This window comes from Actinomycetospora chibensis (genome assembly GCF_028737215.1).
Classification (GTDB): domain Bacteria; phylum Actinomycetota; class Actinomycetes; order Mycobacteriales; family Pseudonocardiaceae; genus Actinomycetospora; species Actinomycetospora chibensis.
In genome coordinates this window covers 18,242-43,753 of sequence record NZ_JAQZAM010000022.1, presented here as the reverse complement: position 1 = coordinate 43,753, position 25,512 = coordinate 18,242, and the positions used below count along the sequence as shown (strand labels likewise).

Sequence of the window (25,512 nt, the reverse complement as noted above, 5' to 3'; positions counted from 1 at the left end):
TGCCGCGACGCGAGGAGACGCCGTTGAGCACCGCCCCCGTCACCGCCCCCGGGCCGGCCGTCCCTCCCCCGCCGCCGGGTTTCTCCCCGGGGCTCGAGGGCGTCGTCGCGTTCCGCACCGAGATCGCCGAGCCGGACCGTGACGGCGGGGCCCTGCGCTACCGCGGGGTCGACATCACCGACCTCGTCGGCCACGTGGGGTTCGGCGACGTGTTCGGGCTGCTCGTCGACGGCGACCTCGGGCGCCCGCTGCCCCGCGAGGAGCCGGGGCTCGAGCCGCCGTTCTCGGGCGACGTCCGCGTCGACGTGCAGGCCGGGCTCGCGCTGCTCGGGTCGCGCTGGTCCCTGCCGCCCCTGCTCGACGCCACCCCGGAGCGGGCCCGCGACGACCTCGCCCGGGTCGCGTCGGCCGCGCTCGCCCTCGTCGCCCGCTCGGCCCGCGGCGACGGCCTGCGCCCCGTGCCCGAGACCGAGCTGTCCGCCGTCGACGACCCGGTGGCGCGGTTCCTGGTGCGCTGGCGCGGCGAGGCCGACCCGACGCACGTCCGGGCTCTGGACGCCTACTGGGTCTCGGCCGCGGAGCACGGTCTCAACGCCTCGACCTTCACCGCCCGCGTCGTGGCCTCGACCGGCGCCGACGCCGCCGCCTCGCTCTCGGCGGCGGTCGGCGCGATGTCGGGCCCGCTGCACGGCGGCGCGCCCGCCCGCGTGCTGCCGATGATCGCCGAGGTCGAGCGCACGGGCGACGCCGACGCCGTGGTGGCGGGCATCCTCGACCGCTCCGAGCGCCTCATGGGCTTCGGGCACCGCGTCTACCGCGCCGAGGACCCGCGCGCCCGCGTCCTGCGCGGCACCGCCCGGGAGCTCTCCGCGCCGCGCTTCGAGGCCGCCGCCGCGCTCGAGACGGCCGCATTGAGCGCCCTGCGCGAGCGCCGCCCGGACCGCGCGATCGAGACCAACGTCGAGTTCTGGGCCGCGGTGATGCTCGACCTCGCGGGCGTCCCGGCGGAGGTCATGCCGGCGATGTTCACGTGCGCGCGCACGGCCGGCTGGTCCGCCCACGTCCTCGAGCAGCGGCGCACCGGGCGCCTCGTGCGCCCGTCGGCGCAGTACATCGGGCCGGGCCCGCGGGGCGTCGCCGACGTGGCGCGGAGCGCCTGAGCCCGGGAACCTCGCATGGTCGTGGGGGCTTTCCTGACGTTGTGCGTCAGCATGGCCGCCGGGCTGGCACGACCGGGCAGTGGCCCACGCGACAGCGATCGTCGCGGGACGCTGGGAGGATGTCCGGCGTGACCACGTCGACCGACACGCTGCAGATTCCCGCCGAGCTCCTGCCCAGTGACGGGCGGTTCGGGTGCGGTCCCTCGAAGGTGCGCCCCGAGCAGCTCGCCCAGCTGGCCCAGGCCGGTGACGTCATGGGGACGTCGCACCGCCAGAAGCCGGTCAAGTCGATCGTCGGACGCGTACGGTCCGGCCTGCGTGACCTGTTCTCGATCCCCGAGGGCTACGAGGTCGTGCTGGGCGTCGGCGGGACCACCGCCTTCTGGGACGCCGCGGCCGCCGGCCTGGTGCGCGAGCGCAGCCTGCACCTGACCTACGGCGAGTTCTCCTCGAAGTTCGCCTCGGTGACCAGGGGCGCCCCGTTCCTCGCCGACCCGATCGTCGTCTCCGCCGACCCGGGCAGCGCGCCCGAGCCGACCTCCGACCCCAGCGCCGACCTCATCGGCTGGGCCCACAACGAGACCTCGACCGGTGTGGCCGTGCCCGTCACGCGCCCGAGCGGGTCCGGCGAGGCGCTCGTCGCGATCGACGCCACCTCCGGTGCCGGCGGGCTGCCCGTGCAGATCAGCGAGTCCGACGTCTACTACTTCGCGCCCCAGAAGTCGTTCGCCGCCGACGGCGGGCTCTGGATCGCGATCATGTCGCCGGCCGCGCTCGAGCGCGTAGAGCAGATCGACAAGGACCGCCCGGGCGGGCGCTGGATCCCCGAGTTCCTGTCGCTGCCCACGGCGCTGGACAACTCCCGCAAGGACCAGACCTACAACACCCCGGCGGTGGCGACGCTGCTGCTGCTGGCCGACCAGATCGAGTGGATGAACGCCGGCGGCGGGCTCGACTGGGCCACCGGGCGCACCAAGGACTCCTCGGACCGGCTCTATCAGTGGGCCGAGAAGTCGCCGGTCGCGACGCCGTTCGTCGCCGACCCGGCACACCGCTCGCAGGTCGTCGGCACGGTGGACTTCACCGACGACGTGGACGCCGCCGCCGTCGCGGCCGCCCTGCGCGCCAACGGCGTCGTCGACACCGAGCCGTACCGCAAGCTCGGACGCAACCAGCTGCGCATCGGGATGTTCCCCGCGGTCGAGCCGGACGACGTCACGAAGCTGACCCAGTGCATCGACTGGGTCATCGAGCGCCAGTCGTGACCAGTCGACTGGGCCGAACGGGCTAGCTCAGTGGTCACGTCCGCCCCGCCCGTGTCTCCCGTCCCACGCAGACGTGAGACACGGGCGGCGCGCCTCCCTCGTCCGAGGAGACCGCTCGCCTAGCGTCGGTGGGCGAGCACCGCACCCCACCGCCGCCGCAGGGCGGCACCGACGTCCGGGGTCCGGGCCCGCGAGCCGACGGGGAGGCCTGATGCGTCAGCTGCGCGTCGTCGGCCTGGGTGACGACCACGAGACCGTGATCCTCGAGGATCCGATCCGCCACGAGCGCTTCGCGGTGTCGGGGGACGAGCGACTGCGGGCCGCCGCGCGCGGCGACGTCCGGAGGCTGGGGCAGATGGAGATCGAGATCACGAGCCCACTGCGGCCTCGCGACATCCAGGCGCGGGTGCGGGCCGGCGAGTCGGTGGACGACGTCGCGGCGGCCGGCGGAGTCAGCGCCGCGCACGTCGAGCGCTTCGCCTACCCGGTGCTGCTCGAGCGCGCCCGGGTCGCCGAGATCGCCCGCCGTGCCCACCCGCTGCTCCCCGGCGATGCCGCCCGCACCGACGAGCGCACGCTCGGCGAGATCGTCGCCGCGACGTTCGCCGCCCGCGGGCAGGACCTCGACGAGGGCCGCTGGGACGCCAGCAAGGCCGAGGGCGCGTCGTGGGTCGTGACGCTGTCCTGGCAGGCGGGGCGCTCGGACAACGTCGCCCGCTGGGCGTTCAAGCCCGGCGCCGCCGGCGGCACCGTCGACCCGCGCGACGACCCCGCCCGCGAGCTGCTCGGGCAGGAGCCGACCGGGGGCCCGCGCCGGGTCGAGAAGCCGGAGGACCCCGAGGCCGGCGACGGCCCGGCGGGCGTTCACGACGCCCTGGACGAGGCCCTCGAGCAGACCCCCGCGATGGCCGCCTCCGGCGACGTCGCCCCCCGCCGACCCGCGGGGACGGGGCACGCCTTGCCGGCGCACGGCACCGGACAGGCCCGCCGACCCGAGCGCGGCGCCGCCCGCCGCGGCGGCCGTTCGGCACGCCCGGCGATGCCGCCGGCCTCTCCGCCCCCGCGACCCGGCTCCTCGGGTGGCGACCAGGTGCCGGTCCCCCGCGCGGGCCGGCGCGACGAGACCGACGTGCCCACGGTCGACCCCGGGCCGGCCGCGGCCGAGGTCGTCCCCCCGACCACCGACCCCGGCGAGGGCGGTCGCCGGGGCCGGCGCGCGCACCCGATCGTCCCGTCGTGGGAAGACGTCCTGCTGGGGACGCGCTCGCCCCGCACCTGACGGGCCGGGACGGGCTAGAACGCCGCCACCGCGAGGAACACCAGCGCGAGTCCGGTACCGAGGAACGTGCCGTACACCGCCCAGCGCCAGGTGGGCACGTGCCGGTTGAGCCACAGGGCCGGCACGAGGCCCGCGACGACGGCGGCGTCGACGGCCAGCCCGATCACGCCGAGACCGGTCACCAGTGGCGCGGCGAGGGCGAGGTTCGCCAGCAGCACGACCCCGGCCACGAGGGCGACGAGGAGGAGCCCGACGCCCCAGGGGGTCGGTTCGGCGGCCGCGGTGGCGGCGTCGAGCTCCTGGCCCTCGGCGGACAGGTGGGGCGTCGCACCGTTGCCGTTCTCGCTCGCCCGGACGGGCAGCGGCGGCACCGGCGGCGGGTACGGGGTCCGCGTGACGGCGCGGAGCGCCACACGATGGCCCGTCACGGGGTCGCAGTAGTCGACGGGCGCGTCCAGCTCCACGGACAGGCGTGCGGCGAGCCGGCGGCCGCGATGGCTGATCGTCTCCGTGGCCGGGTCGGGCGTCGCGGCGCCGGGCGCCGGCGCGGGGACCGACGCGGCCACGCGCGCCCACTCCTGCAGCGCGTCGACGAGGTCGGGCGGCAGGCCCCAGGTCCGGCCCCCGGCGCCCGGGCTCCCGCTGCCCGGACCCACAGCGCCCGGACCCACAGCGCCGGCCTCCCCCAACGGCACCCCGGCGACCATCGCCCGCCCCCGCTCGACGCGGACCTCGACGACCTTCACGACGCCGATCCCGCCGGGCCCGCCGTGGCGTGGAACGCGACCGCCGCGGCGGTGGCGACGTTGAGCGAGTCGACGTCGCCAGCCATCGGGATGCGGACCCGGACGTCGGCGGCGGCGAGCGCCTCGCCGGACAGCCCCGGCCCCTCCGCGCCGAGCATGAGGGCGACGCGCTCGAGCCCGGCGAGCTCCGCCAGCGCCCCGGGGTCCCCGCCGGGCGTCAGCGCCGCGAGCGTGAACCCCGCGTCCCGCAGGGCCGTCACGGCCGCCCCGAGCCCGGACGTGGCGAACGGCACCCGCAGGACGTGGCCCATCGAGACGCGGACGCTGCGGCGGTAGAGCGGGTCGGCGCACTCGGGGCCCACGAGCACGGCGTCGACCCCGAGGGCGGCGGCGTTGCGGAACAGCGCGCCGAGGTTCTCGTGGTCGTTGACGCCCTCGAGCAGCGCCACCCGACGGGCGCCGGCCAGCAGCGCCGCGAGGTCGGGCGCGGGCGCCCGGTCGGCGCTGGCGAGCACGCCCCGGTTGAGGTGGAAGCCGACGACCTCCGCCATCGTCGCGGCGTCGGTGACGTAGGCCGGCACGTCGGCCCCGGCCAGGTCGGGCGCGAGGTCCTCCAGGCGGCGGGCCACGCCGAGCAGGGCCCGCGGCGGGTAGGGCGAGGCGAGCAGGCGACGGACGACCACCGTGCCCTCGGCGAGCACCAGACCACGCCCGCCGGGACGGTCGGGACGCCGGTCGGCGCGGGCGAGGTCGCGGAAGTCGGCGAGGCGCGGATCGGCCGCGTCGTCGACCGTCACCACACGCGCCACGTGCGTATCGTCCCAGACCCGACTGGCGGGATCGGAGGCGGCGAGGCACCGTCCTGGGCGAGCGGAGCGACGGGGAAGGCGCGGCGAGCGGAGCGACGGGAGAAACCGTCCGCGGCGAGCGGAGCGACGGGAGAAACCGTCCGGGGCGCGCGACCGGGTCCGTGTGTCGTCCGGACCGGGCGGGGCATCCGGGTCGGGCAAGCGCCGCGGCGGGATTCGGCGGGACGGAAGCTCTCCGGGAGCGCCCGGAGACGTGGGAGGCTGGGACCGTGAGCGAGATGCGGGTGGTCGGCGTGCTGGCCGTGGACGACGCGACCCAGCAGGGCGGCGGCTCGGGTGCCGGGCCGGGCGAGAGCCGGCACCCCGTCGTGCTGCTGCAGGAGACCGAGGGCAAGCGCTGCCTCCAGATCTGGATCGGGCTGGCCGAGGCCGAGGCGATCGCCCTGGAGCAGCAGGGACGGCTCCCCGAGCGCCCGCTGACCCACGTCCTGATCTCCGACGTGGTCTCCGCCCTCGGGCGGCGTCTCGAGCGCATCGAGATCACCGAGGTCCGGGGAGGCACGTTCTACGCCGACCTCGTGTTCGACCGCGGGCTGCGGGTCTCGGCGCGTCCCAGCGACTCGATCGCGATCGCGCTGCACGCCGACGTGCCGATCCACGCCACCGAGGGCGTCCTCACCGACGCCGGGGTGGTGGTCGAGGACGACGAGGCCGAGGAGGCCGCGACCACGGCCAGCAGCGCCGGCGGCGCCGACGAGGACGAGGTCGACCGCTTCCGGGCGTTCCTCGACAACATCTCGCCGGAGGACTTCGGGCGCAGCGGATGACGCGAGGCCGAACGGCCGCGCGAAGGTCGCCCCGTCGTGGGCCAGAGGTCACCCTGTGTCGACGAACGGTCGGCCACCGAAATGGCCTACGCTGAACGGACTCTTTCCGCGGGCGGACGGCCTGGGCGGGTGGCGTCGACCTCCGGGCTGTGTCAGCGTGTCCGGTCGTCGGGGTTCGCGTGAGTCGGGGGTGCCGCGCCGGTCGTGGCGGTATCCGGTGGACGTGTCGGATCGTGGACGGGAGCCGGGCGGGTCATGGGCCAGCACCTCGCCGCCACCCTCTTCACCGCCTCCGACCAGGCTCGGTACCGACACCGGATCCACCGTTGCCTCGAGGCGTTCGGCCGGATGGTCACCGAGGGCCGCTTCGCCGCGGACGAGCCCAGCACCGGGGTGGAGATCGAGCTCGCCCTGGTCGACGAGGACATGCGCCCGGCGATGCTCAACCACGCCGTGCTCGACCGCTCCGCGTCCGACGTGCTCACCTCGGAGCTCGGCCGCTGGAACCTCGAGATCAACCTCCCGCCGCGGATGCTGCCCGGCGCCACCGCCCGCGACCTCGAGAAGGACATGCTCGACGCAGTGTCGAGCGCCGGGGAGTGCGCCCGGGGCGTCGGCGCGAGCGCCGTGACGATCGGCATCCTGCCCACCCTCGGCGCCGAGCACCTCGCGTCCGACCAGCTCACCGAGGACCCTCGCTACGCGCTGCTCAACCGGCAGATGCTCACCGCGCGCGGCGAGCCGTTCCGCCTCGACATCACCGAGCCCCCGGCGGCCCGCGGCGGGCCGTCGGACGGGTCGCCGGCCGAGCACCTCGTGCTCGACGTCGACTCGATCGCCCCCGAGGCGGCCTGTACGTCGCTGCAGCTGCACCTCCAGCTGACCCCCGAGACCTTCCCCGCGTACTGGAACGCCGCGCAGGCGATCGCCGGCCTGCAGGTGGCGCTCGCGGCGAACTCCCCCTTCCTGCTCGGCCGCCGGCTCTGGGCCGAGACGCGGGTGCCGCTGTTCACCCAGGCCGTCGACACCCGGCCCGTGGAGCTGCGCAACCAGGGCGTACGGCCCCGCGTGTGGTTCGGCGACCGCTGGGCCCAGTCGGCCTACGACCTCTTCGAGGAGAACGTCCGGTACTTCGGCGCGCTGCTCCCGCTCGCCGAGGACGAGGACCCGTTCTCCGAGCTCGACGCCGGACGTGCGCCGAGCCTCCACGAGCTGCGCCTGCACAACGGCACGGTGTGGCGCTGGAACCGCCCGGTGTACGACGTCGCCGACGGCGTCGCGCACCTGCGGCTGGAGAACCGCGTGCTGCCCGCCGGCCCCACGGCGATCGACGCCGTCGCCAACGCGATGTTCTTCTACGGGCTCATCCGCGCGCTCGCGGAGTCCGACCGCCCGCCGTGGCAGCAGATGTCCTTCGACGCCGCCGAGGCGAACTTCACGGCCGGCGCGCGGCACGGGATCGACGCCGCCCTGTACTGGCCCGGGATCGGCACCGTCCGGGCCGACGAGCTCGCGCTGCGCCGCATGCTGCCGCTGGCGCGAGAGGGCCTCGCGGCCTGGGGTGTCGACGGGTCGGAGGCGGACCGCTACCTGTCGGTGATCGAGGAGCGCTGCGTGCGCCGGTGCACGGGCGCCGCGTGGCAGATCCGGGCCGTGAGCGAGGCCGAGCGTCGTGGCGCCGACCGCCCGACCGCGATCCGGCACATGATGCGCGCCTACCTCGAGGGCATGGAGGCCAACGAGCCCGTGCACACCTGGCCGGGGATCTGAGGTGCCCTTCGGGCTCGTGAGCACTTCGAGGTGCTCGAGCACCTCCTAGTGCTCACGTGCGCGCAGCGCACACGGCCCGGTGGAACACCACCCGGCCGAAGGTGCGCGTCCGGCGGGCCACGGCGTCCACGTCGGTGAAGCCGGCGTCGCGCAGCATCGTCGCGACGTCGTCCGCCCCGGTCAGGTGCGGCGAGCCGTGACCGTGCCCGTGACCGCGCCCGTGGCCCTCGCCGTGGTCGTGGCCCGCGAACCAGCCCAGGATCCCGGGGTCGGTGCCGTCGGGGTCGACGAGGTGCAGGCTCCCGCCCGGCGCCAGGACCCGCCGGGCCTCGGCGAGCATCGCCCGCTGCTCCGCGGGCGGCAGGTGGTGGAACATGAACGAGGAGAGCACCCGGTCGACGGAGCCGTCGTCGTACGGGAGCTGGTCGGCGTAGCCGCGCACCAGGCGCAGGGGGACGCCGCGCCGTGCCGCCTTACGGCGGGCCAGGTCGAGCACGGCCGGGTCGGGGTCGAGGCCGACGAGCGTCGCCCCGGGCGCGACGCGGGCGGCCAGCAGCAGCACCTCGCCGGTGCCGGTGCCCAGCTCCAGCACCGTCTGCCCGGGCGCGACCCCGGCCTGCGCGACGAGCTGCCAGTGGATCGCGCGCGCCCCCAGGACGCGAGTGAACACGTCGTAGGTGGCGGTGGGCGCGCCGAAGCCCATCGCCGGCAGGAACGGGCGCTCGCCGGCGGGCGCGGACTGGGACACGATGGCCTCCGTCAGGGACATGAGGACGGTCTTCCGGGTACCTCTCCACCCTGCGGGCGCACCCACCTGCGGACAAGGGACGAAGCATGGGCGGGACGGGACGATCCTCGGTTCCCCTGGTGGGCTTCCCTCGGATCCCGGGCGCCCCGCCGGTGGCGGTGGAGCGCTGGTCCGACGCGACCGCCCGGCGCGCGGCGGTGGTCGGCGGGGCCCACGCGCACGACTTCCTCGTGCTGCTCCACGTCGAGCGGGGCCGGGGGCCGGTGCGCGTCGACGACCGGGTCTGGGAGCTCGAGGACGGCGACGTCCTGGTGATCGCGCCCGGCGCGGTCGTCGCACCGCCGGAGGACCGCGTGAGCGCGGACGCCCTGATGTGGGCGGTGTTCTTCCCGGCGGACGCGGTGGACCCGGCCGGGGTCGCGCCCTTGGTGTCGTGGCGCGCCCACCCGCTGCTGGCGCCGTTCTCCGGCGGGCGCGCGGGCCGTTTCGGTGGGGGGCAGCGGCTGCGGGTGCCCCCGGACGAGCGCTCGGCCTGGCGGGCGGAGCTCGAGGCACTGGCGACCGAGCTGGCGCAGCGGCGCGAAGGCGTGGCGGAGGCCGTGCGCGCGCACCTCACGCTGCTGCTCGTCCGGCTCGGCCGCCTCGAGGTCGACGTGGCGGGCGCGCTGGCCGACCGTCCGGTGCTCGCGGCGGTGTTCGACGTGCTCGAGCGCCGGTTCGCGGAGCCGATCACGCCGGTGGACGTCGCCCGCGAGGTCGGCCTCACGCCCGGTCACCTGACGACCCTCGTCGGGCGTGACACCGGCCGCACCGTGGGCCAGTGGCTCACGGAGCGGCGGATGCGCGAGGCTCGCCGCCTCCTCACCTCCGACGATCTCACCGTGGCCGCGATCGCCCCCCGCGTCGGCTACCGCGACCCGGGCTACTTCGTGCGCCGGTTCCGTCGCGAGCACGGCGTGCCGCCGCAGACGTGGCGGCGCGCGGGCGAGGCAGCCACCTAGACAGGCACGGCGGCGGCAGTCGTCCTCGTGCGCCGCCAGACGACCCACAGCCCGGCGATCACCGCGGCCAGCACCGACGCCACCCCGCCGAGTACCAGCGGCGCGCGGCCGCCGAACTCCTCGGCGAGCCATCCCAGCGCGGGCCCGCCCACCGGGGTGCCACCGAGGAGCACGAGCATCCACAGGCCCATGACCCGCCCGCGCACGGACTCGTCGACCCCGAGCTGGATCGCGGCGTTCGCGGCGCTGGTGAACAGCAGCTGGGCCGCACCGGTGGGGATCAGCAGCAGCGCCACGCCCAGGTAGCTCGGCATCAGCCCGGCGGCGGCCTCACAGACGCCGAAGACCGCGGCGGCCAGCAGGACGGTACGCAGACGGGGCCTGCCGACGCGGCGCGCGGCGTGGAACGCCCCGAGCAGGCAGCCGACGGCCAACGCCGAGGTCAGCAGGCCGTAGGACTCCGCGCCGCGGCCGAAGACGTTGCGGGCGACGATCGCGAGGGTCACGAAGAAGTTGATGCCGAGCGTCGACACGAAGAAGACGATCACCAGGAGCAGCACCACGTCGGGGTGGCGCCGGACCTCGCGCAGGCCCGAGAGCACGGCCCCGCGCTCGCGGGGGGCGCGGGCGTAGACGAACATCTCGGCCGGGCGCATGAGGGCGAGCCCGGTGAGCACCGCGACGAAGGTGACCGCGTTGAGCAGGAACACCCACCCGGTGCCGACCGCGGCGACGAGCAGGCCCGCGATCGCCGGGCCGACGACGCGCGCGGTGTTGAACGTCATCGAGTTCAGGGCGACGGCGTTGGCGAGCGCGCCCGACCCGACCATCTCGCCGGCGAACGACTGGCGCACGGGGCCGTCGAGCGCGGAGATGCAGCCGAGCAGCACGCACAGCACGTAGACCTGGGTGAGCGTCACCAGGCCGCCGACGTCGAGGACGCCGAGCACGAGCGCGCACGCGCCCATGCCGACCTGCAGGCCCATGAGGAGGCGGCGCTTGTCGTAGCGGTCGGCGATCGCGCCGCCCCACAACGAGAGCAGCAGCGTCGGCCCGAACTGCAGGGCCGCGGCGACGCCGAGGGCGACGGGGCTGCCGCCGGAGAGCTCGAGGACGAGCCAGTCCTGGGCCACCCGCTGCATCCAGGTGCCGACGAGCGACACGACCTGGCCCGAGGCGAAGAGCCGGTAGTTGCGGACGCGCAGCGCCGCGAACATGGCGCCGGTCCGGCGGTCGGTGTGGGTGGTGTCGACCTCGCTCACGGGGTCTCGCCGTCCCACACCACGGTCTTGAGCTTACCTAACGAGTTGGAGGTCGGCGGGGTGGCGGCGACGGGCGGCGCCACCCCGCCGCGCGATCAGGGCTTGGTGTCCTCGAGGGCGAACCCGACCTTCAGCGTCACCTGGAAGTGCCCGACCTCGCCGTCCTGCACGTGACCGCGGATCTCGACGACCTCGAACCACTCGACCTGACGCAGGGTCGAGGAGGCGCGACGGATGGCGCCGCGGATGGCCTCGTCGACGCCCTCCGCCGAGCTGCCGACGATCTCGGTCTTGCTGTACGCGTTGTCCGCCACGCGGGCTCCCTGTCCTCTGACGATGTACGGGTTCTCCCGAACCGGTACCCGTTCTCCGACGGACACCCACGTGACGCCGGCCGAGGTGGGATCACACCGGCTGCGGACGGACGTGGTCGACGGCCGCGCCGAGCGCGAGGGCGAGGACCTGGAGGTCGCGGTGGAGCCGGGCGAGCATCAGGCCGCCCTGGACGGCGGCGAGAACGGCCACGGCCATCTCGCCGGCGTCGCGGGCCGGATCGACCACCCCCTGCGCCTGGCCGCGGGCGAGCAGCGCCGCGATGCGCTCCTGCCACTGCCGGAAGGCCGCGGCCTGGTGCTCGCGCCACCGGGGCTCGGCGTCGACCTGGCCGCTGAAGACCCCGAGGGGGCAGGCGAACGGCCCGCCACCGTCCCGGTGCAGCTCGACGAGCGACGCCGCCCAGGCGCGGACGTCGTCCTCCCGCGAGGCCGGATCGAGCGCGGGCTGCGCGGCGAGCACCCGCTCGAGCTGCCGGTCGATCACGGCCAGGACGAGGTCGGACTTGCCCTCGAAGTAGTGGTAGAGCTGCGACTTCCCGGTGCCACTGGCCTTGAGCACGTCGCCGAGCCCGGTCGCGGCGATGCCCCGCTCGTGCATGAGGTCCGCCGCGGCGTCGACGATCGCGTCGCGGGTGCGCCGGCCCCGGGCCGTCGGGGGACGGTGCCCCGGGTCGAGGCTCATCGGCCCGTGCTCCTCCCCACGCCTCGAATTGTACCGATAGGTACAGTCTGCGCTAGGGTCCCCGCATGACCACCGTGCGCCCCACGGACCCGCCCGAGGCCGGGACCGGTCCGGAGCCGCGCGTGGCCCCCGAGCCCGAGTACGGCTTCCCGAGGGCGCTCTTCCGCGCCGTCGGCCGGATCCCCGTGCCCCCGCCGGCCGACCCGAGGACGTGGCGCAGCCCCCTGCGCGGGACGTGGCTGACCTCGGTGTTCGGGGCGGTGCTGCTCGTCGGCCTGCCGATCGTGATCGTCACGGGGCTGCTCTCCTACATCGCCTACGGCCCGCAGTTCGGCCAGGCGATCCCCGCCGACGTCGGCTACCTGCACCTGCCGTACTTCGACTGGCCGTCGAACCCGGCCTGGCTCTACCGGCTCACCCAGGGCCTGCACGTGACGCTCGGGATGGTCCTCACGCCGATCGTCCTGGCCAAGCTCTGGTCGGTGGTGCCGAAGCTGTTCGTCTGGCCGCCGGTACGCAGCGTCGGGCACCTGCTCGAGCGGATCTCGCTGCTGGCCCTGGTCGGCGGCATCCTGTTCGAGTTCGTCACCGGGCTGATGAACGCCCAGTACGACTACTCGTTCGGCTTCAGCTTCTACCTCGCGCACTACTACGGCGCGTGGGTGTTCATCGCGGGCTTCGTCAGCCACGTCGTCCTCAAGGTCCCGACGATGGGCCGGGCGCTGCGCGCGGGGCCGGGCGGCACCGGGGCCTTCGGGCGCTGGCTCAACGACGGGGTCGCCGAGACCGAGCCGGAGCCGATCGACGAGACGGGGCTCGCTCCGCTGGCCCCGAACCGGCCGACGCTGAGCCGTCGCGGGCTGCTCGCCGTGGTCGGCGGCGGCAGCGCGCTGGTCGCGGTGCTGAGCGTCGGGCAGACCTGGGACCCCCTGCGCCCGCTGGCGCTGCTGTCGCCGCGCGGGCAGTCCTACGGCACCGGCCCGAACGACTTCCAGGTCAACCGCACGCTCGCGGGCTCCGGCATCGACCCGTCGCGGCTCGGCGCGGGCTGGCGGCTGACCCTGCGCGGCGGGGCGACCGAGGTGTCGCTCACCCGCGACCAGCTGCTCGGCATGGCGCTGCACACCGCGACGCTGCCGATCGCCTGCGTCGAGGGGTGGTCGGTGTACCGGACGTGGACGGGGGTCCGGCTGCGCGACCTCGCCGCCCTCGCGGGCGTGCCCGACCCCGCCAACGCCTTCGTGCAGTCGGTCGAGACCACCGGCGCCTACGCCCGCGCGACCCTGCAGAACAACCAGGTCCTCAACCCGGACTCGCTGCTCGCGCTGCGCGTCGGCAACCCGGGCGAGGAGACCGTCGACCTCGCCCCCGACCACGGCTTCCCGGCCCGGGTGATCGTCCCGGCGCTGCCCGGGGTGCACAACACCAAGTGGGTGTCGTCGATCGACTTCCGCCCGAGGACCGGCTGATGGCGGCCCTGCGGTCCTGGCGCCGCTTCTACGGCGAGAACCCGCTGCACCTGCTCTCGGTGCTCGGGTGCTTCGCCCTCTCCGGGTACGTGGTGTCGCTGGTCTACACCGACCCGAGCGCGATCTGGCTCGCGGTCTGGTTCCTCGGGGCCGTCATCGCCCACGACCTGGTGCTCTATCCCCTCTACGCCCTCGCCGACCAGCCGCTGACGATCAGCCGGTGGGCGCGGCGCCGCTACGGTCCCGACCGCCCCCCGCTCGTCCCGGCGATCAACCACGTCCGGGTGCCGGCGTTGGGCTCGGCCGTCCTCTTCCTCATCTACCTGCCGACGATCACCGGGCGCGGCGAGGACGCCCTCCGGTTCACGTCCGGACTGAGCACAGCCGGCATGTGGGACCACTGGCTGCTGATCACTGCGGTTCTCTTCCTGGGCAGCGCGGTGATCTACGCGGTGCGACTCGGGGTGGCGGTACGACGCGACCTCGCCGACCGCGACGGCTCTCCGGCGCCCTCCGACGGCGAGGACGGCGGCGGCGAGCCCACGTCCACGCCCATCGCCCCGGGAGCGGCGTCGGCGGGCGCCTTCGCGAGCAGGTCGGCCCTTCTCGTCGGCGCCCTGCTCCTCTCGCTGGTGCTCGGCCGGACCTAGGGAACCCGCGCGACGCAGGCGAACGTCGCGAGCATGTACTCCGGCCGCGGCTCCCAGCCGTCCATCGTCGCGTGGGCGGCCTCCCACCGGGCGAGGTCGTCGGGCCCCGCGAGCCCGGCGGCGACGAGGGCCTCCCGCGCCGCCCACGCCGGGCCGCGCACACCGGTCGGGACGGGCCCGATCTCGAACCAGCCGCGGAACTCGAGCACCTCGAGGCCGGCCGCGCGCGCCAGCGTCGCCAGCCGCCGCCCCACCCGCAGGTCGTTGCCCTGGTCGACGTGCCAGCGCCGGTAGCGCTCGACCAGGTCGTCGGCGTCGGGCGGGGCCGGCGCGACGCTGGCGCTCAGGGCGTCGACGTCGAGCAGGTAGACGTGCCCGCCGGGGCGCACGAGCCGGACGAGGTGGTCGACGATCGACTGCTCGCCGCCGCCGTTGTGGGCCAGGACGTGGCGCAGGACCGCGACGTCGAACGTGCCCTCGGGCAGGCCGGTGGCCTCGGCGCGCGCCTGCCGCACCTCGGCGCCGACGGCGCCCGCCGCGTCCAGCCCGGCCCGGGCCGTCGCCACCGCCTCGGGATCGGCGTCCACGCCGACGACCCGACCGGCGGGCGCCACGGCCTCCGCGAGAAGGGTCAGCACCGCGCCGGGTCCGCACCCGACGTCCACGGCGCAGGCGCCCGGTCGCAGGCCCGCGAGGTCCCACAGGTCCGCCTCCCGCTCGCGGGCCCGCACGGCCATCATCCGGTAGCGCGCGACCTCCTCGTCGGACAGGCGCAGGGCGTAGCCCCTGGTGCTCACGGCGCGCTCACGGGTTCGGCCGGGGCCGTGGACGACGGTGCCGCGGCGGTGAGCGCCCCGGCGCGCTCCTGGGCGACGAGCAGCCGTCGCAGGATCTTGCCCGACGGCGAGGTGGGGATCGCGTCGACGAACGCGAGCTCGCGGGGGCACTTGTGCGGCGCCACGCGTGCCGCGACGTGGGCGAGGATCTCCGCGGCGGAGACCCCGCCGGCCGCCACCACCACTGCCTTGGGTCGCTCGCCGGCCCGCTCGTCGGGGATCGGGATCACGGCGGCGTCCGCCACCGCGGGGTGGGTCCGCAGCACGGACTCGACCTCGGCCGGGGCGACCTGCAGGCCCTTGACCTTGATGAGCTCCTTGAGCCGGTCCTCCACGAACACGTTCCCGGCGGCATCGATGCGGGCGAGGTCGCCGGTGCGCAGCCAGCCGTCGGCGTCGACCGTCGCGGCGGTGGCCGCGGGGTTGCCGAGGTAGCCGGTCATCAGCTGCGGGCCCCGGACCCACAGCTCGCCGGTGCCGTCGGCGGGCAGGTCCTCGCCCGTCATGACGTCGACGATCCGGGCCTCCACGCCCGGCAGCAGGACCCCGCACGAGCCGGGCAGGATCGGCGCGGCCGTGTCGACCAGCGTGATCGCGGCGACCGCCTCGGTCATCCCGTAGCCCTGGCCCACCGGGGCGCCGACGCGGGCCGCGCACTCCTGCTGGAGGTCGGCCGACAGCGGCGCGGCGCCGCAGCCGACGAGGCGCAGGGAGGACAGGTCGAAGCGGTCCACCGCGGGGTGGCGCGCCATCGCGAGCGCGATCGGCGGCACCACCACCGAGATCGTGAGCCGGTGGGTCTCGATGAGCCCGAGGTAGGCCTCGAGGTCGAAGCGGGGCAGCGTGACGATGGTGCCGCCCGTCCGCAGGGTGACGCCCGCGACGACGTTGAGCCCGACGGCGTGGAAGAACGGCGCCACGGCCATGGCCCGGTCGTCGGCGGTCTGCGCGAGCGCGACCTGCATCTGCGCGATGTTGGTGACGATCGCCCGGTGGGTGAGCATGACGCCCTTGGCCAGGCCCGTCGTGCCCGATGAGTAGGGCAGCAGGGCGAGGTCGCGACCCGGGTCGATCAGCGCGACCGGCATCCCCGCTCCCTCGGCGCCCGCGGCGAGGACGTCGGCCCACGCCGTCTCGCCGTCCGGGTCGCCGAGCACGACGATCTCGACCGGCCGGTCCCCCAGCGCCCGCGCCGCGCGGACCAGGGGCAGGAACGGGGGGATGGTGAGCACCCAGCCGGCGTCCCCGTCGCGGAGCTGGGCGGCGATCTCCTCGGCCGTGTAGAGCGGGTTGATGCCGGAGACGGTCCCGCCGGCGCTCATCGCGCCGTAGCAGCCGACGAGCCACTCGGGCATGTTCGGAGCGACGATCGCGAGGACGTCGCCGCGGCCGAACCCGCAGCGCGCCAGGCCCCGGGCGCAGCGGCGCACGTCGCGGCGCAGGTCGCCGTAGGTCAGCGTGCGGCCCGACGGGCCGTCGATCACCGCCGGCGCGTCCGCGCGGGCCGCCGGATGGTCGAGCAGGAACTCGGGCACACCGACGTCCGGGACGTCCACGGCCGGCCACCGGCTGCGGTACGTGCGGTCGTCGGTGCGGGTCGTGGCCGTCATCGGGGCTCCCGGGTCGGTCGTGGCGGGGCGTGGCCGTCCAGCAGACCGGCGATCCGTCGCCCGGCGCGTCGGGGCCGGACCCCGAGGATTCGCGGCTAGTCAGTTCTCCTGATGGTGCGCCGGTCCCGCACCTCCTACCGTCGACCTCCACGGGGACGAGCGACGCGACGGAGAGCCGCCGATGACGCGCGGTGCGACGATGACGGGTGCGGGCGTCCTCGAGCGCGACCACGAGCTGTCCGTGCTCACCGGGGTGCTCGACGCCGCGGCCGCGGGGCGCGGCACGCTGGTGTGGGTCGAGGGGCCGTCCGGGATCGGCAAGACCCGGCTGCTCGAGACGGTCCGCGAGCGGGCCGGCGCCCGCGGGATGACGGTGCTCGCGGCGCGGGCCGCCCGCCTCGAGCGCGACTTCTCGTTCGGGGTGGTGCGGGGCCTGTTCGAGCCGCTGGTCGCCGCGGCGTCCGAGGTCCGCCGCGCAGAGCTGCTTGCGGGCGCCGCCCGGTTCGCCGCCCCGGTGGTCTCCCCCGACGTCCCTCCCGATCCCGCGGAGACCGGCGACACCGACGCCGGCAGCACCCTGCACGGCGTCTACTGGCTCACCGCCAACCTCGCCGAGGCCGGCCCGGTGCTGCTCGTCGTGGACGACGCGCACGTGGCCGACCCGGCGTCCCTGCGGGCGGTCGCCTACCTGGCGCGCCGCCTGGCCGAGCTGCCCGTGGCGATCGTGCTGGGCGCCCAGCCGCCCACCGTCGACACCGCGTCGCCGGTCGTGGACGCCCTGCGCGAGGCCGAGGCGACCACGGTGCTACGCCCGGCGCCGCTCAGCCGGGACGGGGTGTCGGCCCTCGTCGGCGCCCGGTTCCCCGTGGCGCCGGACCCGGCCTTCTCGGCGGCGTGCCACGAGGCCACCGGCGGCAACCCGCTGCTGGTCCACGCCCTGCTCACCGCCGTGCTCGAGGCCGGCGGCGACGCCGACGCGGCCGGGGTGGCGGCCGTGGCCGAGCTCGCGCCCGCGGTCGTGGCGACGTTCGTGGCGCGGCGTCTGCGCGAGGCCGGCGAGGAGGCGGCCGCCGTCGCCGGGGCCGTCGCGCTGCTGGAGGGGCGCGCCGAGCTGCGCCACGTCGTCGCGGTCACCGGGCTCGACCCGGCGGCGGTCGCCCGCGGCGCGGAGACCCTGGTCGGGGTCCGGCTGCTGCGGCCCGGCCGCCCGCTGACGTTCGCCCACCCGCTGTTCGGGCAGGCCGTCGCCGAGCGCGCCGACCCCGCCGCACGGCACCGTGGGCACCGCCGCGCGGCGGACGCCCTGGCCGCCGACGGCGCCGGCGCCGAGCTGGTGGCCGCGCACCTCCTGCACACCGAGGCCCTCGGCGACCCGGTGGTGGTCGCCCGGCTGCGCGCCGCGGGTCGTGCCGCCCTGGCCAAGGGGGTCCCCGAGACCGCCATGACCTACCTGCGCCGGGCCGTCGCCGAGCCGCCCCCGCCCGAGGAGCGGCCCACGGTGCTGCACGAGCTCGGGGCCGCCACCGCCCGGGTGTCCCACCGCGAGGGCGTGGCGCTGCTGGAGGATGCGTTCGCGGCGGCCGTGCACCCGCACCGGCGCGGGCTCATCGCGCTGGAGCTCGCCCGCGCGCTCAGCGTCACGCTGGCGTTCGACCGCGCGCTGCAGGTCCTCGACGAGGCCGCCGCCGGCCTCGACGACGGCAGCGAACTGGCGACCGAGCTCGCGGCCGCGACCGTCGGCCTCGCCCGGCGCGACCCCGCGCGTCGTGCCGCCTCCGCCGAGCTCACCCGCACGCTGCGCCGCGATGGGCGTCTCCCCCGCCACGGCGGCGCGGCACTGCTCGCGACCACCGCGCTCGACGCCCTGCAGACCGAGGCGGACACCACCGCGGTCGACCTCGCCCACGAGGCGCTGGCCACGACCCTGCGCGAGAGCGCACCCGACCCTGGCGTGATCCTCCCGGCGACGATGGTGCTGGTCGCGATCGACCACCTCGAGCCGGTGCGGGCGGCCGCCGAGGGCATCCTCGCCAGTGCCCGGCGGCGCGGCTCGACCTACGACTTCATCTCCGCCTGCGTGCTGCGCACCCAGACCCGGTACCTGCAGGGTGAGCTGGCCGAGGCGGAGGCCGACGCGCGGCTCGCGGACGGGCTCGCCGTCGAGCACGCGGTCCACGCGGCGCGCCGCTACACCCTCGCGTGGCTGGTGATCGTCCTGGTCGAGCGGGGCCTGGCCACCGAGGCCGACGAGACGCTCGCCAGAAGTGGGGTGCGGGGCGACCTCGCCTACCTGATGGCCGCGCGCGGGCTGCTGCACCTGGCGCTCGGCCGGCCCACCGAGGCCGTCGACGCCTTCGTCGCGTGCGGGGACCGCCTGGCCCACCGCGGCATCCACCACCCGGGGGTCCTGCCGTGGCAGTCCGGCGTGGCGGTGGCGCTGCACCGGCTCGGGCGCGACACCGAGGCGGTGACCGTCGCCGACGAGGCCGTGCGCACGGCCCGCCGCTTCGCCGCCTCGCGGGCGCTCGCCGTCGCGCTGCGCACGCGCGGCCTCGTCGGCGGCACGATCGAGCCGCTGCGCGAGGCGGTGACCCTGCTCGAGCCGACCCCGGCCCGCCTCGAGCTCGCCCGCACCCGGATCGAGCTGGGCGGCGCGATGCGCCGGGCCGGTCAGCGCGTCGCCGCGCGCACCGAGCTCGCCGCGGGCCAGGACCTGGCCCGGCGCTGCGGTGCCGACCCGCTGGTCGCGCGGGCCGGCGACGAGCTGCGTGCGTCGGGCGCCCGGCCTCGCCGGCTCGCCATGACCGGGGCCGACGCGCTGACCGCCAGCGAACGGCGGGTCGCCGAGCTCGCGGCCGACGGGCTGAGCAACCGCGACGTAGCCCAGGCCCTGTTCGTCACGACGAAGACCGTGGAGACCCACCTCGGGCACGCGTACCGCAAGCTCGGCGTGACCGGGCGCGACGAGCTCGCCGCGCGCCTGCCCTAACCGCGCTGGTCGATCGGGGGGTAGTCGGCGTGACGGTGGGTGAGCCACCAGCGAACGTCGAGACGCCGGAACCCGTGTGTGACCCGCAGGGTCATCGGCCGCGGCGCGCCCCCGTCCACCCGCACGACGCCGCGCTCGAAGCCGACCGTGAGGCCGAGGTCGCCACTGACCGCGATCACCGTGTACTCGGGCGGTTCCATCACGCCGTCGCTGAAGCGGGAGGCCACCCACGAGAACGTGCGGGTGACCTGCTCGTGGCCCTGCTCGATCGGGCCCCAGGCGCCGTAGAGGGTCACGTCGTCGATGTCGGCCCAGAGCGCCGCGTACGGCGCCGGGTCGCCGACGAAGATCGCGTCGAGCGCCCCGGCGACGCGGTCGAGGAACGCGAGGAAGTCCGGCGGTGCGCTGACCGCCTCGGTGGTCGTCATGGCCGCGAGGCTCCGCCCGACCGCGCCCACCCGCGTCGGGGCGCCACCCCGAGATTGCAGGCGGGACGTCAGCGGTGGTCGCCGGTGCGGGATCGGCTCCGGGGTCTCCCCAGGCCGGTCCGCCCGACCCTCGGCGAGGCCGTCCTGGTAGCTGGCGAGCCGGTCCTCGAGGTCCGCCGGGGCCGGGCGGGCCGCGACGTCGGGGCCCGGACGCCGGGCGGTGCGGCGCGTCGATCGCCCCCGGGACGAGCTGCGCGAGGGGATCCCGCTGCGGGAGGCCGGCGTCGGTGACGCCCGCGGCGGGAGGCTCCACGGCCGCCCGGGCGGCGCTGTGGCCGGCGTCGGCGGGCGACGACCAGCGCGGTCCCACGACGCGTCGTCGAACGTCGAGAGCCCCGGTCCATCCGGGCGACCAGCAGCTCGAGCTCGAGATCATCTCGTACGACGTCCATCGGGCCCCCCACGACACGGGCCCCGCTCACGAGGCCCGCGCCATCGCGTGCCGCACCAGCACGACGAGCATCTCGACGGTCGACTCCCGGGCGTCGCAGTAGCGCAGCGGCGTGCCCGCCGGGAGCTCCATCGCCTCCCGGACCTCGTCGAGGTCGTGCCGGCGGGCCCCGTCGAAGGAGTTGACGCCGACGACGTAGGGCAGCCCGCGAGCCTCGAAGAAGTCCATGGCCGCGAAGCACGCGTCGAGCCGGCGGGTGTCGGCGAGGACCACGGCACCGATCGCCCCGCGCACGAGGTCGTCCCACATGAACCAGAACCGCTCCTGTCCCGGCGTGCCGAACAGGTAGAGGATCAGGTCCGAGGGCAGGGAGATCCGCCTGAAGTCCATGGCGACGGTGGTCGTGGTCTTCCCGGGGGCCGGCGGGAGCTCGTCGACCCCGGCGCCCGCCTCGGTCATCACGGCCTCGGTGACCAGGGGCGCGATCTCGGACACCGCACCGACGAAGGTGGTCTTCCCGACCCCGAACCCCGGCGACGACGATCTTCGCCGGGGCGGGGGACGCCTGCGGCGGGGCGATGTCAGAGACGTTGGAGGCCATCGAGCACCCTCTCCATCAGCGCCAGGTCGGGACGATCGGTCGAGGCCACGTGCAGCACGACGAGACCGTCGCCGGCCATGTCGTCGAGGAGCACCCGCACCACGCCGAGGGGCAGGGCGATCCGGGCCGACACCTCGGCCACCGAGATCGGGCGGACGCACAGCCGGCAGATCGCCTGCTGCTCCTGCGGCGCACCCCGGGGATCGGCACCCGAGGCCGTCTCGACGAGTGTCTCCACCGCGAGCGCCACTCCGGTCCGCGTGCGCCCGCGGGTCATCGTGTAGGGCCGGACACGCGGGGAGCGCTCGGGTCCGGCGCCGGAGGTCATGTCGCCCGGGCGGTGCGCAGCTCGCGACGCACCGCCGGGGTGAGGGCCTTCCCCACCCGGTCGGCCAGGAGGGTCATCTCGTAGCCGACCAGGCCGCGGTCGCAGTCGGAGGTGGCCAGGCAGACGAGGCTCGAGCCGTCCCGGATGGCCATGAGCAGCACCACGCCGTGGTCCGTCTCGACGACGGTCTGGACGACCTCGCCGGCGTCGAAGCACCGCGCCGCCCCTCCCGCCAGGCTCACGAGCCCCGAGGCGATCGCGGCCAGCTGGTCCGCCCGCTCGTCGGGCAGGTGCTCCGAGCGGGTCAGCAGCAGACCGTCCACGGAGATCACCACGGCGTGGGCGACGCCGGGGACCCGCCCGACGAAGTCGTCGACCAGCCAGGAGAAGCGGTGCGTGGGAGGGGTCCCGGTCACGTCATCGACCTCCCTGATCGTGGTGCCCGCCGCCGGCCGCGGCACCGGCACCGGCGTCGAAGGGCTCGCCGGGGTCGGTGTCGGTGTCGGTGTCGATGTCGATGTCGGTGTCGCTCTCGCCGTCGACCTGCTCGAACGAGTCCGTGTCGACGTCGCGGCGTCCCCGCCGGATGCCGTCCTGGAACGAGCCCATCCGCCCCCGCAGGGCCTCCGCGTCGACGGCCCGGCGCGGCCGCGGCACGTCGTCCGCCTCGGCGGGGGCGCCCCCCGGCACGAGCTCGGCGCCGCGGCGGCGTCGGGGCAACCCGGACCCGGTCTGCTCGCGCGGCGTCTCCGTCGTCCCCGCGGTGCGCGCGGCGACGGCACGCCATCCCTCGTCGGCGGTCGAGCGCCACGCGGGCGCCGCGTCCTCCGCGGACGCCCGGGGCGCCGGCGGACCCTCCTCGGAGAACCACGCCGAGCACATCTCCCGGAAGATCGGGCTCTCGTCCGCACCGTCCTCGACCCCGACGACGGGAAGGCGGTCGGTCAGGGGATCGCTCTCCGGGTCGCCCACCGGATCGCCGGCCGCACCGGCGCGCGGCGCCGGGACCACCGGGTCCGGCTCGACCCGCACCGGGCGGACGAGCAGCGCGGCGGGCACCTGCACGCTCGCCGCGATCCCTCCGTCGTCACCGGGGAGCAGCCGGGCGACGATGTCGTGCCGGCGTGCGAGCGCGCCGACCACGAACAGGCCCATCTGGCGCGGCACCGAGCTGTCGAGCAGGACGGGGCGCTCGAGCCGGGCGTTCGCCTCGGCGAGCTCGTCGGCGTCCATGCCGAGGCCCTGGTCGGTGACCTCGAGGACCAGCCCCCCGTCGGGCGCGCGCGAGGCGCTGACCACCACCGGGGCACCGGGCGGCGAGTAGGTGGTCGCGTTGTCGAGGAGCTCGGCGAGCAGGTGGGTGAGGTCGTCCGCAGGACCCCCGCGGACGTGGACGGCCGGCGCCGGGCGGACGTCGACGCGCGTGTAGTCCTCGATCTCCCCGACCGCCGCGCGGACCACGTCGGTCAACGGCACGGGGTCGGTGCCACCCCGTGCCGGCGCCGAGCCGCCCAGCACCAGGAGGTTCTCACCGTTGCGGCGCAGGCGGGTCGCGAGGTGGTCGAGTGCGAACAGCTCGGCGAGGACGTCCGGGTCCTCCTCCCGGCCCTCGAGGGAGTCGATGACGAGCAGCTGGCGCTCCACCAGCCCCTGGGAGCGCCGGGAGAGGTTGACGAACAGCGCGTTGAGGTTGGTGCGCAGCCGGGCCTGCTCGCCGGCCAGTCGCACGGCCTCGCGGTGGACGGTGTCGAACGCGCGGGCCACCTCCCCGACCTCCTCGTCGGTGTGGATCGGGACCGGCTCGACGTCGGTGTCCTCCTCGTCCCCGCTCCCCTCCTCGAGGCGCTGGATCGACGTGGGGAGGCGGCGTTCGGCCACGTCGAGTGCCGAGTAGCGCAGGCGCCGCAGGGGCGTGATCAACGAGCCCGCGATCAGGGCCGCCAGCACGACGGCGAGCAGGACCCCGAGGACGACGGCCACCGCCACGATCAGCACGGTGGTGCCGGCCCGGGAGACGAGCGCGTCGGCGGTGCCCTCGAGCTCGGTGAACAGGCCGGTCTCGACGGTCCGCATCGCCTCGCGGGTGGCGCCCGCGGCGCGGTCCCAGGCCACGGGGTCGACCCCCGGTGGTTGTCCCCCGCCGTCGCGCAGCAGCGCGGTCTGCAGGATGCGGATGCGCTGGTCGACCTCCGGCCCGGCCACGGTGTCCTCGAAGACCTGGACCTGCGCCGGCGACGCCCCCGCCTCGAACTCGGCGGTGGCGGCGGCCTGCTCGGCCACCGCGCTGCGCAGGGCCTCGCCGTCCCCCGACGGGAACGTCCCCCCGGCGGCCGCGACCAGGAGCAGGGCGTGCTGGATCTCGGCCTGCTCCTTCGCCCGGCCCAGGGCGGCGAGGCTCGTCGCCGGACGCACGACAGCGGTCTGACCGGCCGTCCCGGCGACGTCGCGGGCGAGGTCGAGCAGGGGCTCGACGAAGCCGGTGTAGGAGGTGACCACGCTGGGGGCCGGGTACCGGGTCGCGACCGCGGCCGACCGCAGCGCCCCGAGGCCGTCGAGACGGGCGAGCGCGACGGCGTAGCGGTCCTGCACGCCGGGGTCGAGATCGGTCACCGAGGGCCCGGCGTCGCGCAGCGCCCCCACGGCCCGGTCGACGCGATCGGCGGCCAGATCCAGCGGCGTGCGGTCGGAACGCCGGTCGGCGGCGACGAACGCCGTGGCCTCGCTGCGCTCGATCTGCAGCGCGTCGACGAGGCCCGCCACCGTGCCGCTGAGCCGGGTCCCGGCCGCCACCTGCTGCAGCGCGCTCCGCTCGGCGAGCTGGTTGCCGACGGTGACCGCGGCAAGGACCAGCGCGAGCAGGAGCGGGACGAGGACGACGGCGACGACCTTGGTGCGGACACGCCACCGGCTGGGAGCCCAGGGACGAGGGTCGGGACGCGGGTCGACCCGGGGCACGGCGGATTCGCTGCCCTCGGCCACGGACGACCCCCATCGTCGGATGAGACTGCGAAGGGCCACGCCTCGCGAGCCGGCGGCCCGGTGAGATCACGGGACGCCCGACCCCGATGTCGGTGGATATCCCCCTACGAAATGGCGACCATTGCTGACGCTCTGTGGAATGACGGTAGCTTGTTCGTGAGTCGGGCGACACCCGATCGTGGCCTTCTATCGCCCATTACGACGAAGGGCCGATCCGGAACCGGGCCACGCTCGCCCGAAAGGAGGTTGATTGTGCGCAATCGAACCAGTTATCGGCCGTATCCGCTGCGATCACTCTTCATCCGATTGCTGACGATTGTGCTCGCTCTCGCCCTCTCGGGATGCTCGGCGTCGGGCGCCGACGACGCGGCGCCGGCGAGCCCCCGGGACGGTGGGCCGGAGCGGTCCACACTGCGCGTCGGCATGCTCGACATCGTCGACACGGCGTCGTTCTACCTGGCCCAGCAGCGCGGGTTCTTCCGGGAGGAGGGCCTGATGGTGGAGCCGATCGCGGCCCAGGGCGGTGCGGCCTCGACGCCGGGCCTGGTCGGCGGACGTCTCGACGTCGCATTCGGCAACTACGTGTCGTTCTTTCTTGCGCAGAGTCAGGGTGTCGGACAATTCCGTCTGGTGTCGGACGGATATCAGGCGGATGCGAACGCTTTCCTGCTCCTCGCCCGACCCGACGGCGCGGTGCGCACTCCGCGCGATCTCGCGGGGCGACGCGTCGCGGTGAACACGTTCCGCAACATCGTCGAGCTCAACGCCCGGTCCGCCCTGCAGACCAACGGCGTCGACCCGAATTCCGTGCAGTTCGTGGAGATCCCGTTCCCGGAGATGGGCGCAGCACTGGCCACCGGGCGCGTCGACGCCGCCGCGATGGTCGAACCGTTCATCACCTCGGCCTCGCGCAGCCTCGGCGCCCTCCCGGTCCTCGACACGGCGTCCGGCCCGACCGCCGACATCCCGATCGCCGGCTACGGCACCACGGAGGCCTTCGCCCGGGAGAACCCGCGCACCGTCGCGGCCTTCCAGCGCGCGATGGCCCGCGGGCAGCAGGCGGCCTCGGACCGTCGCAACGTCGAGCAGGTGCTCCCGACCTACGTCCGGATCGACCAGTCGACGGCCTCGCTCATCACCATCGGCACGTTCCCCCAGTCGCTCGACGCGACGCGCCTGCAGCGGGTGGCCGACCTGATGACGCAGTTCGGCCTGGTGCCGGGCCGGATCGACGTCGCGCCGATGCTCGGGCCACCGGCCTGAGCGCCCCCGGGCCTCGTGGACGCC

General features: G+C 75.7%; 22 protein-coding genes and 1 pseudogene. 10 read left to right on the top strand and 13 right to left on the bottom strand.

Annotation, left to right across the window (positions count from 1 at the left end; genetic code table 11):
- Positions 1-23 precede the first annotated feature (23 nt).
- The 3 genes from PH189_RS25900 to sepH all read left to right on the top strand — a co-directional run bounded on the left by PH189_RS25900 (position 24) and on the right by sepH (position 3,704).
- Positions 24-1,160 (top strand): citrate synthase 2, encoded by a 1,137-nt coding sequence (locus PH189_RS25900; protein ID WP_274191734.1) that lies wholly within the window; start codon positions 24-26, stop codon positions 1,158-1,160.
- Positions 1,161-1,288: 128 nt separating this feature from the next.
- Positions 1,289-2,425 carry a phosphoserine transaminase gene (gene serC / locus PH189_RS25895; protein WP_274191733.1) on the top strand — a complete coding sequence of 379 codons (1,137 nt, stop codon included), beginning with the start codon at positions 1,289-1,291 and terminating at the stop codon, positions 2,423-2,425.
- A 211-nt stretch (positions 2,426-2,636) separates the two neighbouring features.
- Entirely contained in the window at positions 2,637-3,704 is a 1,068-nt protein-coding gene (gene sepH, locus PH189_RS25890; RefSeq protein ID WP_274191732.1) for a septation protein SepH, read from the top strand.
- 14 nt (positions 3,705-3,718) lie between these two features.
- Here the strand turns inward: sepH and PH189_RS25885 are convergent, their stop codons facing one another.
- Positions 3,719-4,450, bottom strand: coding sequence for a DUF2537 domain-containing protein (locus tag PH189_RS25885; protein WP_274191731.1), 732 nt, complete (start codon positions 4,448-4,450; stop codon positions 3,719-3,721).
- Positions 4,447-5,259 carry a TrmH family RNA methyltransferase gene (locus tag PH189_RS25880; RefSeq protein ID WP_274191730.1) on the bottom strand — a complete coding sequence of 271 codons (813 nt, stop codon included), beginning with the start codon at positions 5,257-5,259 and terminating at the stop codon, positions 4,447-4,449. Before PH189_RS25880 ends, PH189_RS25885 begins: the two co-directional genes overlap by 4 nt.
- A 269-nt stretch (positions 5,260-5,528) precedes the next feature.
- Between PH189_RS25880 and PH189_RS25875 the strand changes: the two genes are divergently transcribed.
- Together PH189_RS25875 and PH189_RS25870 are read left to right on the top strand one after the other, a co-directional pair.
- Positions 5,529-6,086, top strand: coding sequence for a bifunctional nuclease family protein (locus PH189_RS25875; protein ID WP_274191729.1), 558 nt, complete (start codon positions 5,529-5,531; stop codon positions 6,084-6,086).
- Positions 6,087-6,341: 255 nt separating this feature from the next.
- The gene (locus PH189_RS25870) at positions 6,342-7,856 is read left to right on the top strand and encodes a glutamate-cysteine ligase family protein (protein ID WP_274191728.1); all 1,515 of its coding nucleotides are present in this window, start codon (positions 6,342-6,344) and stop codon (positions 7,854-7,856) included.
- 52 nt (positions 7,857-7,908) lie between these two features.
- Here the strand turns inward: PH189_RS25870 and PH189_RS25865 are convergent, their stop codons facing one another.
- Positions 7,909-8,625, bottom strand: coding sequence for a class I SAM-dependent methyltransferase (locus tag PH189_RS25865; protein WP_274191727.1), 717 nt, complete (start codon positions 8,623-8,625; stop codon positions 7,909-7,911).
- A gap of 98 nt (positions 8,626-8,723) precedes the next feature.
- On the opposite strand from PH189_RS25865, the gene PH189_RS25860 reads away from it, so the two are divergent.
- On the top strand, positions 8,724-9,605 hold the full coding sequence (locus PH189_RS25860) for an AraC family transcriptional regulator (RefSeq protein WP_274191726.1): 882 nt from the start codon (positions 8,724-8,726) through the stop codon (positions 9,603-9,605).
- Here PH189_RS25860 and PH189_RS25855 read toward each other — a convergent pair.
- The 3 genes from PH189_RS25855 to PH189_RS25845 form a co-directional block, all read right to left on the bottom strand.
- On the bottom strand, positions 9,602-10,867 hold the full coding sequence (locus PH189_RS25855) for an MFS transporter (RefSeq protein WP_337994195.1): 1,266 nt from the start codon (positions 10,865-10,867) through the stop codon (positions 9,602-9,604). The genes PH189_RS25860 and PH189_RS25855 overlap by 4 nt on opposite strands.
- Before the next feature lie 95 nt (positions 10,868-10,962).
- Positions 10,963-11,181, bottom strand: a complete 219-nt coding sequence (locus tag PH189_RS25850) for a dodecin (RefSeq protein WP_274191725.1) — start codon at positions 11,179-11,181, stop codon at positions 10,963-10,965.
- A 91-nt stretch (positions 11,182-11,272) separates the two neighbouring features.
- Positions 11,273-11,884 (bottom strand): TetR/AcrR family transcriptional regulator, encoded by a 612-nt coding sequence (locus PH189_RS25845; RefSeq protein WP_274191724.1) that lies wholly within the window; start codon positions 11,882-11,884, stop codon positions 11,273-11,275.
- A 65-nt stretch (positions 11,885-11,949) separates the two neighbouring features.
- Between PH189_RS25845 and PH189_RS25840 the strand changes: the two genes are divergently transcribed.
- Together PH189_RS25840 and PH189_RS25835 are read left to right on the top strand one after the other, a co-directional pair.
- Positions 11,950-13,353, top strand: coding sequence for a molybdopterin-dependent oxidoreductase (locus tag PH189_RS25840; protein ID WP_274191723.1), 1,404 nt, complete (start codon positions 11,950-11,952; stop codon positions 13,351-13,353).
- Positions 13,353-14,003 (top strand): hypothetical protein, encoded by a 651-nt coding sequence (locus PH189_RS25835; RefSeq protein ID WP_274191722.1) that lies wholly within the window; start codon positions 13,353-13,355, stop codon positions 14,001-14,003. The genes PH189_RS25840 and PH189_RS25835 overlap by 1 nt, the downstream gene beginning before the upstream one ends.
- Here PH189_RS25835 and PH189_RS25830 read toward each other — a convergent pair.
- Together PH189_RS25830 and PH189_RS25825 are read right to left on the bottom strand one after the other, a co-directional pair.
- On the bottom strand, positions 14,000-14,800 hold the full coding sequence (locus PH189_RS25830; RefSeq protein WP_274191721.1) for a methyltransferase domain-containing protein: 801 nt from the start codon (positions 14,798-14,800) through the stop codon (positions 14,000-14,002). The two genes, PH189_RS25835 and PH189_RS25830, sit on opposite strands and share 4 nt — an antisense overlap.
- Positions 14,797-16,449 carry an AMP-binding protein gene (locus PH189_RS25825; RefSeq protein ID WP_274191720.1) on the bottom strand — a complete coding sequence of 551 codons (1,653 nt, stop codon included), beginning with the start codon at positions 16,447-16,449 and terminating at the stop codon, positions 14,797-14,799. Before PH189_RS25825 ends, PH189_RS25830 begins: the two co-directional genes overlap by 4 nt.
- 181 nt (positions 16,450-16,630) lie before the next feature.
- Between PH189_RS25825 and PH189_RS25820 the strand changes: the two genes are divergently transcribed.
- Positions 16,631-19,438, top strand: coding sequence for an ATP-binding protein (locus PH189_RS25820; protein ID WP_274191719.1), 2,808 nt, complete (start codon positions 16,631-16,633; stop codon positions 19,436-19,438).
- Here the strand turns inward: PH189_RS25820 and PH189_RS25815 are convergent.
- From PH189_RS25815 to PH189_RS25795, 5 genes and pseudogenes are all read right to left on the bottom strand, one after another.
- Positions 19,435-19,866 carry a YybH family protein gene (locus PH189_RS25815; protein WP_274191718.1) on the bottom strand — a complete coding sequence of 144 codons (432 nt, stop codon included), beginning with the start codon at positions 19,864-19,866 and terminating at the stop codon, positions 19,435-19,437. The genes PH189_RS25820 and PH189_RS25815 overlap by 4 nt on opposite strands.
- 478 nt (positions 19,867-20,344) lie before the next feature.
- A pseudogene (locus PH189_RS25810) lies at positions 20,345-20,918 on the bottom strand (GTP-binding protein).
- Entirely contained in the window at positions 20,899-21,246 is a 348-nt protein-coding gene (locus PH189_RS25805) for a DUF742 domain-containing protein (RefSeq protein ID WP_274191717.1), read from the bottom strand. Before PH189_RS25805 ends, PH189_RS25810 begins: the two are co-directional and overlap by 20 nt.
- Complete coding sequence (locus tag PH189_RS25800; RefSeq protein ID WP_274191716.1) at positions 21,243-21,662, bottom strand: roadblock/LC7 domain-containing protein; 420 nt, start codon at positions 21,660-21,662, stop codon at positions 21,243-21,245. The genes PH189_RS25805 and PH189_RS25800 overlap by 4 nt, the downstream gene beginning before the upstream one ends.
- Before the next feature lies 1 nt (position 21,663).
- Positions 21,664-24,225, bottom strand: coding sequence for a sensor histidine kinase (locus tag PH189_RS25795; protein ID WP_274191715.1), 2,562 nt, complete (start codon positions 24,223-24,225; stop codon positions 21,664-21,666).
- A gap of 252 nt (positions 24,226-24,477) precedes the next feature.
- Between PH189_RS25795 and PH189_RS25790 the strand changes: the two genes are divergently transcribed.
- A complete protein-coding gene (locus PH189_RS25790; protein ID WP_420791502.1) occupies positions 24,478-25,488 on the top strand; it encodes an ABC transporter substrate-binding protein in 1,011 nt (336 codons plus the stop codon).
- The last annotated feature ends 24 nt before the right edge of the window (positions 25,489-25,512 follow it).